The 12866-nt window shown below is 72.8% G+C and carries 14 protein-coding genes; 12 read left to right on the top strand and 2 right to left on the bottom strand.

Going from position 1 to position 12866, the window contains the following annotated elements; all coding sequences use genetic code 11:
• The first annotated feature begins 220 nt into the window (after positions 1-220).
• The 6 genes from V6D49_RS15595 to V6D49_RS15570 all read left to right on the top strand — a co-directional run bounded on the left by V6D49_RS15595 (position 221) and on the right by V6D49_RS15570 (position 6553).
• Positions 221-1177, top strand: coding sequence for an ABC transporter substrate-binding protein (locus V6D49_RS15595; protein ID WP_340560340.1), 957 nt, complete (start codon positions 221-223; stop codon positions 1175-1177).
• A gap of 2 nt (positions 1178-1179) precedes the next feature.
• Entirely contained in the window at positions 1180-2205 is a 1026-nt protein-coding gene (locus V6D49_RS15590; RefSeq protein WP_340560339.1) for an amino acid ABC transporter permease, read from the top strand.
• Between the two features lie 8 nt (positions 2206-2213).
• Positions 2214-2966, top strand: a complete 753-nt coding sequence (locus tag V6D49_RS15585) for an amino acid ABC transporter ATP-binding protein (RefSeq protein ID WP_340564055.1) — start codon at positions 2214-2216, stop codon at positions 2964-2966.
• On the top strand, positions 2963-4207 hold the full coding sequence (locus V6D49_RS15580) for a M20 family metallopeptidase (protein ID WP_340560338.1): 1245 nt from the start codon (positions 2963-2965) through the stop codon (positions 4205-4207). The genes V6D49_RS15585 and V6D49_RS15580 overlap by 4 nt, the downstream gene beginning before the upstream one ends.
• Before the next feature lie 36 nt (positions 4208-4243).
• Entirely contained in the window at positions 4244-5545 is a 1302-nt protein-coding gene (locus V6D49_RS15575) for a cyanophycinase (RefSeq protein WP_340560337.1), read from the top strand.
• Positions 5546-5674: 129 nt separating this feature from the next.
• Complete coding sequence (locus tag V6D49_RS15570) at positions 5675-6553, top strand: MurR/RpiR family transcriptional regulator (protein ID WP_340560336.1); 879 nt, start codon at positions 5675-5677, stop codon at positions 6551-6553.
• A 22-nt stretch (positions 6554-6575) separates the two neighbouring features.
• Here V6D49_RS15570 and V6D49_RS15565 read toward each other — a convergent pair whose 3' ends face one another.
• Entirely contained in the window at positions 6576-7376 is an 801-nt protein-coding gene (locus V6D49_RS15565; RefSeq protein ID WP_340560335.1) for a response regulator transcription factor, read from the bottom strand.
• Positions 7377-7723: 347 nt separating this feature from the next.
• Here V6D49_RS15565 and V6D49_RS15560 point away from each other — a divergent pair, with 347 nt between their 5' ends.
• The 5 genes from V6D49_RS15560 (at position 7724) to V6D49_RS15540 (ending at position 11500) form a co-directional block, all read left to right on the top strand.
• Positions 7724-7993 carry a MoaD/ThiS family protein gene (locus V6D49_RS15560; RefSeq protein WP_340560334.1) on the top strand — a complete coding sequence of 90 codons (270 nt, stop codon included), beginning with the start codon at positions 7724-7726 and terminating at the stop codon, positions 7991-7993.
• Positions 7990-8955, top strand: a complete 966-nt coding sequence (locus tag V6D49_RS15555) for a hypothetical protein (protein ID WP_340560333.1) — start codon at positions 7990-7992, stop codon at positions 8953-8955. The genes V6D49_RS15560 and V6D49_RS15555 overlap by 4 nt, the downstream gene beginning before the upstream one ends.
• A 127-nt stretch (positions 8956-9082) precedes the next feature.
• Entirely contained in the window at positions 9083-9793 is a 711-nt protein-coding gene (locus tag V6D49_RS15550) for an LmeA family phospholipid-binding protein (RefSeq protein WP_340560332.1), read from the top strand.
• A gap of 539 nt (positions 9794-10332) precedes the next feature.
• The gene (locus V6D49_RS15545) at positions 10333-11172 is read left to right on the top strand and encodes a sulfurtransferase (protein ID WP_340560331.1); all 840 of its coding nucleotides are present in this window, start codon (positions 10333-10335) and stop codon (positions 11170-11172) included.
• A 40-nt stretch (positions 11173-11212) separates the two neighbouring features.
• Complete coding sequence (locus V6D49_RS15540; RefSeq protein WP_191210144.1) at positions 11213-11500, top strand: DUF1416 domain-containing protein; 288 nt, start codon at positions 11213-11215, stop codon at positions 11498-11500.
• Between the two features lie 152 nt (positions 11501-11652).
• Here V6D49_RS15540 and V6D49_RS15535 read toward each other — a convergent pair whose 3' ends face one another.
• Positions 11653-12021: a DsrE family protein gene (locus tag V6D49_RS15535; protein WP_340560330.1), complete on the bottom strand. Its 369-nt coding sequence runs from the start codon at positions 12019-12021 to the stop codon at positions 11653-11655.
• Positions 12022-12285: 264 nt separating this feature from the next.
• Here V6D49_RS15535 and V6D49_RS15530 point away from each other — a divergent pair, with 264 nt between their 5' ends.
• Complete coding sequence (locus V6D49_RS15530) at positions 12286-12849, top strand: FABP family protein (RefSeq protein ID WP_340560329.1); 564 nt, start codon at positions 12286-12288, stop codon at positions 12847-12849.
• The last annotated feature ends 17 nt before the right edge of the window (positions 12850-12866 follow it).

Raw genomic sequence — 12866 nt, 5'->3', positions numbered from 1 at the left:
GCATGGGAAGAAGTAACGCTGGAAAGACTCAGGGAGCCACCCGGACCCCCTCACCAAAAGGTGAAATACGGGAGCAAGCTGACTTCACTGCATCCCGACACCAGCGTTATCGGATCGTTCCCGTCGTTACATCTGTTCCCATCAACCCTTCATCTGTAACGTCCGCTCGGAAAGGTCCGGCGACCCACCGCCGGGCAGGCACACCCGAAGGGACCCCGCGATGCCCCGCGCCTCCTCCCGCCGTACCGCCACGGCTCTGTTGTCACTGGCCGGCCTGATCGCTCTCTCCGCGTGCGGCGGTGAGGGGGAGTCGTCCGACGGCGGAACCTCGGCCGCCGACGGGACGACGATCGCCGGGGTACGGATCGAACAGGACGACGCCCTCCACGCGGCGCTGCCGACCTCCATCAGAGAGGCCGGCGAGGTGCGCGTCGCCACCGACGTGCCGTATCCGCCGTTCGAGATGTTCGTGCAGGAGGGGGACTCCCAGCTCACCGGCCTCGACTACGACCTCGGTCAGGCACTCGCCGCCAAGCTCGGGGTCGACTTCACCTTCACCCCGCAGAAGTTCGACGGGATCGTGCCCGCCATCCAGGCCGGCAAGTTCGACGTCGCCATGTCGGCCATCACGGACACCGAGGAGCGCCAGGAAGTGGTCGACTTCGTCGACTACTCGGTCTCCGGCTCCGGGATCCTCGTGGCCGAGGGCAACCCGGAGAAGATCCGTTCCCTGGACGACCTGTGCGGGAAGAAGGTCGGCGTCCAGGCGGCGACGAACCAGCTCGACCTCCTGGAGGGCCACCAGAGCGCGTGCGAGGAGGCCGGTCGGCCGGAGATCGACATCCGCGGCTACCCGAAGGACTCCGACGCCCAGCTCGCACTGCGCTCCGGCCAGGTCGTCGCGGACGTCCTCACGAAGCCGGCGGCCGGCTGGACCGCGAAGACCGCGGACGACGGGAAGGCGTTCGACCTCGTCGAGGACCCGGCCGCCACCGGCGGTTACAACGCCACCCCGAACGGCATCGCCGTCACGAAGGACCTGCCGGAGCTGACCGAGGCCATCCGGCTGGCGCTCCAGCAGCTGATGGACGAGGGGACGGCCGAGAAGATCTTCGCCGAGTACGGCGTCGCCTCGATCGCCCTGGACGAGGCGACCGTCAACGCCGGGAAGGAGTGACGATGCCACCCGCTTCCGTGGCCCCGGAGGCCACTGCCGGCTCCGGGACCCGGGCGTCCGCGGAGCTCACCGTCATCCGGACCCCGCACTGGGGGCGCTGGCTCGCGGCGGCCGTCTCGCTCGTCGCGCTCGCCTCGCTCGTCGGTTCGCTGGCCCGCAACGACAACCTCCGCTGGGACGTCGTCGGCGCGTACCTGTTCACCGACCTGGTCTTCGAGGGCCTGCTGACGACGCTGTGGCTCACCGTCGGCGCCATGGCACTGGGACTCGTGCTCGGCGTGCTCCTCGCGGTGATGCGCCTGTCCCGCAACCCGGTGCTCTTCGGCCTGTCGGCGCTCTTCGTCTGGCTGTTCCGCGGCACTCCGCTGCTCGTGCAGATCATCTTCTGGGGCTACGCGGGAGCCCTGTACCAGCAGCTCATCGTGGGCATCCCCTTCACCGACGTCGTCCTCTTCCAGGCCGACACCAACACGCTGCTGACCCCCGTCGTCGCCGCGCTGCTGGCCCTCGCCCTGCACGAGGCCGCCTACGCCAGTGAGATCGTCCGCGCCGGCATCCAGTCGGTCGACGCCGGGCAGACGGAGGCCGCCCACTCCCTGGGCATGCGGCCCGCCCTCACGATGCGACGCGTCGTCCTGCCGCAGGCGATGCGGGTCATCATCCCGCCGATGGGCAACGAGACCATCAACATGCTGAAGATGACCGCGCTGGTCTCGGTCATCTCCGCGCACGACCTGATGTCCAACATCCAGGCCGTCTACGCGCAGAACTACCAGGTGATCCCCATGCTCGTGGTCGCTTCGCTGTGGTACCTCGCCCTGGTCTCCCTGCTGAGCGTTCCGCAGTCCTGGCTGGAGCGGCGCTACGGCAGGGGCGTGGTCCGCTCGTCGGCGCCCTCCCTCGCCCAGCGCCTCCTGCGCGGCACCTTCCCCGTGGGCGGGCGCGGGCGTGCGACGGCGGGCACCCGGACGGCGGGCACGCAGACGGCGGCGCGGGACGAGGACGGGAAAGGACGGTCCGAGCGGTGAGCGTTCCCATGGTGCACGCGGAGGGCGTGCGCAAGCAGTTCGGCCGGCTCGAGGTGCTCAAGGGCATCGACCTGGTCGTGGAACGGGGTGAGGTGTGCTGTCTGCTGGGCCCCTCCGGCTCCGGGAAGTCCACGTTGCTCCGCTGCGTCAACCACCTGGAGAAGGTCGACGGGGGACGGCTGCGGGTGGACGGCGAACTCGTCGGCTACCGGCAGCAGGGCGACCGTCTGTACGAACTGCGCGAGCGGGAGGTCGCCGGGCGCCGGCAGGACATCGGCATGGTCTTCCAGCGCTTCAACCTGTTCCCGCACATGACCGCTCTCGAGAACGTGATGGAGGCCCCCGTGCACGTCGCCGGGGTCCCCAGGGGGGCGGCGCGGGAGGAGGCGCGTCTCCTGCTGGAGCGGGTGGGCCTGGCCGATCGCGGCGGCCACTACCCGGCGCAGCTCTCCGGCGGTCAGCAGCAGCGGGTGGCCATCGCCCGCGCGCTGGCCATGAAGCCCAAGCTGATGCTCTTCGACGAACCCACCTCCGCGCTGGACCCCGAACTGGTCGGTGACGTCCTGGAGGTGATGCGCCGGCTGGCCGCCGACGGCATGACCATGGTCGTGGTGACCCACGAGATCGGCTTCGCCCGGGAGGTGGCGGACACCGCCGTGTTCATGGACGAGGGCGTCGTGGTGGAGGCGGGTTCTCCCGAGCGCGTCCTCGGCGATCCGACGCAGGAGCGCACCCGGGCGTTCCTGTCGAAGGTCCTGTGAGCGCCGCCGACGGCCGGTGGCCGCTGCCCGCCGAGGAACTGCTCGCCCTCGCCGCCGCCCGGCGGCAGCGGTTCCTGACGGATCTGGCGGAACTGGTCGCCATCGACTCCGGTTCCTACAGCCGGACCGGAGTGAACCGGGTGGCCGACTGGACGCAGGCCCGACTGCGGGACGCCGGCTTCCGCGTGGAACGACACAGTCCGTCGGACGTCCACCCGCCTTTGCCGGAAGGGCCGGGAGGCGTGCCGGACACCGGCGACGTCCTCGTCGCCCGCAAGCGGGGCGTCCTGCCCCGCGAGGCCGGCGGGCGACGCGTCCTGCTGGCCGCCCACATGGACACCGTCTTCGACGACGGGACGGCGCGGGACCGCCCCTTCACCGTCGTCGGCGACCTCGCCCACGGGCCGGGGGCCTGCGACGACAAGGGCGGCCTCCTGGCCGGTCTGACGGCGGTGGAGCTCCTCGCGGCAGCGGATCACCGGCAGTACGAGGAGATCGTCTTCCTCGCCACCCCGGACGAGGAGATCGGCTCGCCGGTGAGCCGGCCGGTCACCGTCGCGACCGCGGAGGGTGTGGACTACGCGCTGGCCCTGGAGTGTGCGCGGGAGAACGGCGACCTCGTCGTCTCCCGCAAGGGCGTCGCCGACTTCCACGTCACGCTCACCGGGCGGGCCGCGCACGCCGGGATCGAGCCGGAACGGGGCGCCAGCGCGGCGCTCGCCGCGGCCCACCTGGTGGTGGACCTCCAGGCCCTGAACGACCGGTGGGACGACGTCAGCGTCAACGTCGGGGTGATCCGGGCCGGAAGCCGGACGAACATCGTCTGCCCCGAGGCGGAGGTACGCGTCGAGGTGCGGTCCCTGACCTCGGCGGGACTGCGCCGCGCCGCGTCCGCCATCCATGAGACCGCCGCCGCGACGTGGGTCCCCGGCACGACGGCACGGGCGGTCCAACTGGATCTGTGCCCACCGATGGAGGAGACGCCGCAGTCCCGGGTGCTCCTCTCGCGGGCACGGGAGCTGGGGCACCGGCTCGGGCTGGAGTTCGGGGCCGCCGTGACCGGCGGGGTGGGGGACGCCAACCTGATCTCGGGGGCGGGAGTGCCCACGCTGGACGGGCTGGGCCCGGTCGGCGGCGCCGACCACACCCCGGAGGAGTGGCTCCAGGTCAGCTCGGTGCCCCCTCGGGTGGCCCTCCTCGCCGCGTTGATCGCCGATCTCGGACACGCCCGCACCACCTGACGCCTCGATCTCGCCCCTGCACCGGAAAGGTTCCGCATGTCCTCTTCGTTCCTTCCGCGCCGCCGGTTCGTCGCCGGCGGCGCGGCTTCCCTCGCCACGCTCGCCGCCACACTCCCGTCGCCCGCTCACGCGACGTCCCCGGCGTCGGCCCGGGGCCGTCGTGCGGGCAGCCTCGTGCTGGTCGGCGGCGCGCTGAAGTCCGACAACACCCGCGTCTACGGTGAGATCGTCGCCAGGGCGGGCGGTCCGCGCGCCCGTATCGGCGTCCTCACCGCCGCCTCGGTCCCCGCGAGCCAGGACCCGTACCGTGACGATCCCGAGCGCTGCGGCAACTCCGAGTGCAACGGCGCCTACTACGTCGACCTCCTGAAGCGGCACGGAGCGGGCCACGCCGCGTGGATCCCGGTGGACCTCGACCACGTGGCCGCCGCCGACGACCCGGAGGTGGCGCGCGAGGTCGCGTCCATGACCGGGTTCTTCCTCGGCGGCGGCGATCAGTTCCGGTACGTCACCACCCTCCTGCACGGCTCCGACCACACCGACACGGAGGTGATGACGGCACTGCGCCGACGGTTCGAGGAGGGCGCCGTGGTCGCGGGCACGAGCGCGGGCGCCCAGATCGCCTCGGGCCCGCACATGGTCACCGGCGGCGAGTCCTACGAAGGTCTGCGGGACGGCAGCGCACCGGGGTGGTTCGCCGACGCCACCGTCCTCGGCCAGTGGCCGGCCGGCGGGTTCGGGTTCCTGGCCGGCGGGCTCGTCGACACGCACACCGGCGCGTACGGGCGCGAGGGCCGAGCCCTGCGTCTGGCCTCGGACGTCGGCCGGAACCGGGTCTTCTGTCTGGAGGAGAACACGGCCCTGGTCGTCGAGCAGGCCGGCACCGACCGGGAACGCATGCGCGTCGTCGGCGAGCACGGCGTCGCCGTACTCGACCTCCGCCGGGCGCGTGCCGCGACGGGGGACCGCGGCTGGTCCCTCGACGGTGCGCGCTACAGCCACCTCACCGACCAGGACCGCTACCTGCCGGCCGGGTGGCACGTGGCGCCGGGACCCGGCGCCCGCAGACTCAGACCGAGCGGCACGGAGGCGGTCCCCGAGAACGGCGACGTCTTCTCCTCGCTCCGCAACCCGGACCCCGTCCCCTACTCCTTCCTGCGCACCGCCCGCGCCCTCGCCGCGACCCGTGCCCAGAACCGCGCCGTCGCCACCACCTGGGAGGAGGACCCCCGATTCACCGTGACCCTGAGCAAGGGACCGGACTTCGCGGCCTGGACCCGGGACGGCACCACCGCCGACACCCTGGTGAACCTGGGCGTGGCCGTCACCCCGGCCTGACGCGGCCGAACTCCGGGGTGGCCGGACACGGAGACCGGCCACCCCGGCGCAGGGGCCCGTCGCCCGCCGCCCGCCGACCGTTAGGCTCCCGTTCGGGCCCCACTCGCGCGCTTCCGGAAGGTCCCCACCATGGCCACAGGCGCTCTCGCCGACGAGATCAGGCACAAGCTCGGCGACCTCAGCCCCGCCGAACGCAAGGTCGCCCGCGTCCTGCTCGCCGGATACCCGTCGGCCGGCTTCGAGACGGTGGCCACCCTCGCCGAACGCGCCGCCGTCAGCGCTCCGACGGTCCTGCGCTTCGTCAACCGGCTGGGCTACCGGGGCTTCCCCGACTTCCAGGCGGCGCTGCGCGCGGAACTCGCCGAACGGACCGCCTCCCCGCTCACGTTGTACGAAACGAGCGGATTCGGCCGATCCGCCGCGGAGGAGGACGACGCGGAGGGCGCACCGCTCATGCAGCGGTGCGCCCGGGTCTTCGCCGACGCGGTGCACCGCACGTTGGCCGAGATCCCCCCGCACGACTTCGACCACGCCGTGCGGCTGCTCACGGACCGCAGACGCCGCATCACCCTGACCGGCGGGCGCTTCACCCGGGTGCACGCCCAGTACCTCGGCCTGCACCTGATGCAGGTGCGCGACGACGTCCTCCTCCTGCCGGACCGTGCGGTGGAGCGCACCGCCCACCTGGCGACGCTCCAACGCCGGGACGTGCTGGTCGCCTTCGACTACCGGCGCTACGAGGAGGACACGTCCGTGCTGGCCCAGTGGACACGGGAGCACGGCGGCAAGGTGATCGTGTTCACGGACACCTGGCTGTCACCCGCGGCGACCCACGCGGACGTCGTCCTGCCCAGCCACGTCACCGCGCCCTCCCCCTACGACAGCCTCGTGCCCACCCTCGCGGTGATCGAGACCCTCGTCGCCGGGGTCCTGACCACGCTCGGGACGGAGGCCCACGACCACCTGCTCCGGTCCGAGGACACCGCACGGCGCCTCGGACTGTACTGACCGCCTTGTCCCGGCGCGTGCCTCACCTGCGGTCGGCGCGGCCCTGCCCGGCGGCGTCCCGCGCGACGCGCTCGGCCTCCTCGGCGACGGCGGCCGCCCCGGCGTGCTGGGCCTGCTGGCCGTTCTTGCCGTGCTTCAACGACTTGTCCGGCTTCTCCGGCGTGACGAACCGGTAGCCGACGTTGCGCACGGTGCCGATCAGCGACTCGTGCTCGGGGCCCAGCTTGGCCCGCAGCCGCCGCACGTGGACGTCCACCGTGCGGGTGCCGCCGAAGTAGTCGTAGCCCCAAACCTCCTGGAGGAGCTGGGCGCGCGTGAAGACCCGGCCGGGGTGCTGGGCCAGGTACTTGAGCAGCTCGAACTCCTTGAAGGTCAGGTCGAGCACACGGCCCTTGAGCTTGGCGCTGTAGGTGGCCTCGTCCACGGAGAGATCGCCGTTGCGGATCTCCATCGGGCTGTCGTCCACGGTGAGCTGCTGGCGGCCGAGCGCGAGCCGCAGCCGGGCCTCCACCTCGGCCGGTCCCGCCGTGTCGAGGAGGACGTCGTCGACGCCCCACTCGGCGGTGACGGCCGCGAGGCCGCCCTCGGTGACGATCAGGACGAGCGGGCAGCCGGGCCCGGTGGAGCGCAGCAGCTGGCACAGGGAGCGGACCTGCGGCAGGTCGCGGCGCCCGTCGACGAGGATGACGTCGGCCCCGGGGGTGTTGATGAGGGCCGGTCCCTCGGCGGGGGCGACCCGGACGTTGTGCAGGAGCAGTCCCAGCGCTGGGAGCACTTCGGTCGACGGCTGCAGGGCGTTGGTCAGGAGGAGAAGCGAGCTCATGACGGTGAGTCCTTCCTCGGTCCCATCGAGGGCGTCTGGCGGAGCTGCGGGGTGCCCCAAAACACGAAAAGGACCCGGAGGCGACACTGCCCGAGTCCTTCTGCGTCCCAAGAATAGCCGAAAGGGTGCACTCCGGCAGCCCTGTGTAACCGAAGCCACTCCTTCCGTGGTCCCCCGGCGCTCCCCGGACGCTCCCGTTCCGCAACCCCGCTCCGCCCCGCCGGACGGCCCGTACGCGGCCCCCACGCGGCCCGTGCGCGCGTACGGCGGGGCGGGGCGGGGTGCGGACGTGCCGCATGATGGTGGGCGGCACATCACACCGGGCCGGCACTGCTGGGAGTCATGACATGTCCGCACAGGGAACGATCCGCTACTGGGCGGCGGCGAAAGCCGCTGCCGGGGTCGCGGAGGAGGGCTACGAGGCCGCCACGCTGGCCGAGGCGCTGGACGGGGCCCGGGCCCGGCACACCGAGCGGCCGGAGTTCGCGCGGGTGCTCCAGCGCTGCTCGTACCTGGTGGACGGCGACCCGGTCGGCACCCGTCCGCACGGAACGGTTCCGCTCAGCCAGGGCGGCACGGTCGAGGTGCTCCCGCCGTTCGCCGGGGGGTCGCGGTGAGCCTGCCCGAGGACCCCTACGGCCACCGGCGGCCCCACCCGGCCCCGATGACGGACGCCGCGACGGACGCGCCCACGCCGGGTGCCGCCCCGGCGGCCGGTGTGCCCCCGCAGGCACGGACGGCGCAGGCCGCCGCCGTGGCGGCCCGCCCACCGGCGTCGGGCGGCCGGGGACGGCGGCGCAAATCCGCCTCCCGGCACGGCCCCGGCGGCGTCGCCGAGCGCACCGGCAGCCCGATCATCGAGCCCGGCCTGGAGCCCGCCGCCCTCACGCTCGTGCTGGCCGCCCTGCTCGCGGTCACCGCGCCGCTCGGGAACCTCGCGGTGCTGGTGCCGCTGCTGCTGCTCCAGGCCCTGACGGCGGCCGGCTGGTACCGGCTGAACGGCATGTGGCCGGCGCGGCAGGGCATCGCGCTGGCCTTCCTGGCGGGCGTGAGTGCGGACGTGGCGCTGCTCGCCGCCCCGGGCGAGCACACGGACACCGCGCTGCTCGGCACGCTCGGCATCTGGGTGCTGCTGGTGCTGCTGCTCCAGCTCCGCAACCACAGCGCGCCCGAGGAGCGGCTCCACGCGCTGACGGCGGGCGTCGCGGCGACCGTGCTCACCGTCTTCGCGGCCGGGTTCCTGGCCACGGTCGACGTGCGCTGGGAGGCGGTGACCGCCGGGGCGGCGGCCGTCGGCGCCGGGGTGCTGCTGCGCGCGCTGCCGCTGCCCGGCCCGCTGACGCTGGTGCTGGCCCTGTCCGGTGCCGTCGGCGCCGGCGTGGCCGCCGGGCGGGTCGCGGGGCTCGACGGGACGGGGTTCGCCGCGCTCGTCGGCGTCACGGCCGGGGTGTGCGCGCTGGTGGGGCTGCGGGCGGCGAGCTACGACTGGCCGTCCCGGTTCGTCCACCGCACCGCCGGGGTGGCGCTGCCACTGGCGCTGGCGGCCCCCGCCGTGCACGTCATGGCGGTCCTGGCCTGAGCGCGGCGCCCGCACGCGGGGGTCGGGGCGTGGCCTGATCACGCACTGGGCCCGGCCTCGGCGTGCCCTCCGCCGGGCAGGAGCCGCCGGTTAGGATCGCACGAGTCGAACAGGGGGGCTGCCGACCATGCCACGCGGACTTCGCATCACTCTCGTCATCCTGCTCGTACTGGGTGGCCTGTTCGTCGGTGTGGACCGGCTCGCGGTGCACTACGCCGAGGGCCGGCTGGCCGACGAGGTGAGATCGGCCCGCAGCGCCGAGGAGGTCGAGGTCTCCATCGGCGGGTTCCCCTTCCTGACTCAGGTCGCCGGGCGGGACCTGGAGTCCGTCGACATCACGATCAGCGGGATGACCACGGCCAGCGGGGAGCGCACGCTGGAGGTCCAGAAGTTCGACGTCCGGGCCCGCGACATCGCGCTGAACAGCAGCTACTCCGGGGGCGTGGCCGAGGAGGCCACCGGCACCGCGTACCTGACGTACGAGGACCTGAGCGCGGCGGCCGACGAGGGCGTGTCCCTCGCCTACGGCGGCGAGGCCCAGGGCGGCGAGAGCAAGGTCGAGGTGACCGGCAGCGTGCACGTCCCGCTGCTGGACCGCACGATCGAGCGGTCGACGACGAGCACGATCAGCGTCGAGAACGGGGACACGATCCGGCTGCACGCCGACGAGGTGCCCGGCGAGGGCATCCCCGGCGTGGAGGAGCTGATCCGCGAGAAGATCGACTACACCCGGCAGATCAACGGCCTCCCGTCGGGCGTCGCACTGACCGGCATCAGGGCCACGGAGGACGGCGTCGAGGTGGCGTTCTCGGGCAGCCGGGTCAGCGTCACCGGCTGAGCGCGGGGCGCGGCCCGTGGCGGGGGCCGTCCGGACCGTCGTCCATCATGTGGGACGAGCGCCGGCCCCATGGCGAGACGGCCACCGCGGCCCCTTCCTCCGCGCCGGGCGGGACCCCGACCTCACCCGTCACGCATCCCACAGTGCGGACGATCGCGTCTCGCCATACGGAACGCCGGTGACACACACCGCCGCCGTCCTTACGATCGACGACATGACCCGACAGGCGGACCTCACCAAGCGCCGGACAGTCGACCTGTGCCGCGTCGCCGCCATGCTCTGTCGTCCCACCGCCTGACGGCCCACCGCCGTCGGCCGGCACCGGCCGACCAGGCGTGGAGTGCCCGGCTTCCGCCCCGCACCGGGCCGCCGCCCCCGCTCTCGGCATCCGCACCGCACGTGCGGCGCGCACCGACGCGCACCCGCCTCGGACCGTGCCGCACGCCGCACACCACACGCCGCATCGCACCCGCCAGCACCGCCCACGCGGCGCACACACCCGCACCGCACCGCAGTACCAACGCCCCGGAGGAGATTTCATGAGCCGCAGTGACGTCCTGGTGGACGCCGACTGGGTCGAGGCCCGCATCGACGACCCGAAGACGGTCATCGTCGAGGTCGACGAGGACACCTCGGCCTACGAGAAGAACCACATCCGGAACGCGGTCCGGATCGACTGGAAGACGGACCTCCAGGACCCGGTGCGCCGTGACTTCGTCGACCAGGCCGGCTTCGAGAAGCTGCTGTCCGAGAAGGGCATCGGCAACGACGACACCGTCGTCCTCTACGGCGGCAACAACAACTGGTTCGCGGCCTACGCCTACTGGTACTTCAAGCTCTACGGCCACCAGGACGTGAAGCTCCTCGACGGCGGCCGCAAGAAGTGGGAGCTCGACTCCCGCGACCTGGTCGCCGAGGTGCCCACCCGCCCGGCCACCGCCTACAAGGCCAAGCCCCAGGACACCTCCATCCGCGCCTTCCGCGACGACGTGGTGGCCGCCATCGGCGCGCAGAACCTCGTCGACGTCCGCTCCCCCGACGAGTTCAGCGGCAAGCTGCTCGCCCCGGCCCACCTGCCGCAGGAGCAGTCGCAGCGCCCCGGCCACGTGCCGAGCGCCCGCAACATCCCGTGGTCGAAGTCGGCGAACGACGACGGCACCTTCAAGTCGGACGACGAGCTGAAGGAGCTGTACGAGGCCGAAGGCGTCGACCTGGGCAAGGACACCATCGCCTACTGCCGCATCGGCGAGCGCTCCGCCCACACCTGGTTCGTCCTGCACGAGCTGCTGGGCCAGGAGAACGTCAAGAACTACGACGGCTCCTGGACGGAGTACGGCTCCCTCGTCGGCGTGCCGATCGAGCTGGGCGCCGCGAAGTAACCCCGTTCCGTCCCTTCCCGATCGACCCGAGGACACCCACATGTGCGGAGCACAGGCAGGCGGCCCCGACGCCTCCACCATCAAGCCCGGTGAGACCACGATCCAGGGCAACGTGACCCGCGACGGCGAGCCCGTCACCGGCTACGTGCGGCTGCTGGACTCCACCGGCGAGTTCACCGCCGAGGTCCCCACGTCCGCGACCGGCCAGTTCCGGTTCTACGCGGCCGAGGGCACCTGGACCGTCCGCGCCCTGGTGCCGGGCGGCACGGCGGACCGGACCGTCGTCGCCCAGCAGGGCGGCGTGGCGGACGTCGCCATCGCCGTCTGAGCCGGCTTCGGCACGGACACACGGCACGCGAGGCCGAAGGGCCGCACCCCGGGGTTGGACGCCAGGGGGTGCGGCCCTTCGCCGTGCGGCCTGCCTTGCGCGGCCTGCGCTGTGCGGCTTGCGCTGCGCGGCCGACGTTGCGGCGCGGGGGCTCAGTACACGAGGGCCTGGGCGCCGGGGGCCATCGCCTCGCTGACGAAGACCTGCGCGCCCGCGATGCGCACGCCCTCCAGGACGTCCTTCTCCTCGATGTCCCGCCGCGCGGCGCACTGCGTGCACAGCGTGATCCGACCGCCGGCCTGGATGCCCGCGATCAGCTCCGGCAGCGGGGCCGCGTGCGGCAGCTCGAACTCGGCCGCCCGTCCGGGGAGCGCGAACCACGCCGACTCCCCCGTCAGCCACAGCGAGACCTCCACCCCGCTGGCCGCCGCCACGGCCGCCACCGTGAACGCCTGCGAGCACCGCTCGGGGGCGTCCGCCCCGGCCGTCACCTTGATCACGAGCTTCTTCGCGTCTGCCATGGGCTCACCGTAGACCGCGCGGCGGACCTCACAGCGCCACACCCCGCCCCGGCGACTAGACTCGGGCCCGGCCGCATCGTCCACCCAAGAAGCAGCGCAAGGAGCGCCCCGTGCTTGAGGCATTCTTCATCGCCCTGATGGTCCTGGTCGTCCTCGGGACCGGCGCCTTCTCGCTCCTCGTCGTGAAGAAGCTGTTCCAGGGCCAGCGCTGACCCGCTGCCCGCCGACCCTTCGAACCCGAACCAGCGAGCGTCTGAACCCTTCATGATCGAGATTCCCTCGGACCTGCACCCCGACCTCGTCCCCCTGGCCTTCCTCCTCGGCCGCTGGACGGGGGCGGGCGTCGCGGACTTCCCCGGCGCCGAGCAGTGCAACTTCGGCCAGGAGGTCGCCTTCACCCACGACGGCCGGGACTTCCTGGAGTACGTCTCGCACTCCTGGGTCCTCGACTCCGAGGGCGCCAAGGTCCGCCCGCTGGAGACGGAGACCGGCTACTGGCGCGTCCGCCCCGACCGTCGCGTCGAGGTGGCCATGATCCGCGACCAGGGCATCGCCGAGATCTGGTACGGCGAGCTGGCCGAGGGCAAGCCCCAGATCGACCTGGCCACCGACGCCGTCGCCCGCCTCGCCTCCGCCGAGGAGTACAGCGGCGGCAAGCGGCTCTACGGCTACGTCAAGGGCGACCTGATGTGGGTCGGCGAGAAGGCGACCCCCGAGACGCCGCTGCGCCCCTACATGTCGGCCCAGCTGAAGAAGGTCGTCGACCCCAGCGAGTGGGCGAAGGACCTGAAGGACCTCCCCGACGACGGCATCGCCTTCTTCAAGTAACCCGCCCGGGGCCCGGG

Origin of the sequence: Streptomyces sp. GSL17-111, assembly GCF_037911585.1 — a bacterium.
Taxonomy (GTDB): Bacteria; Actinomycetota; Actinomycetes; order Streptomycetales; family Streptomycetaceae; genus Streptomyces.
Note: the sequence above shows the minus strand (reverse complement) of the source record. Positions and strands in the feature narration are given on the sequence as shown.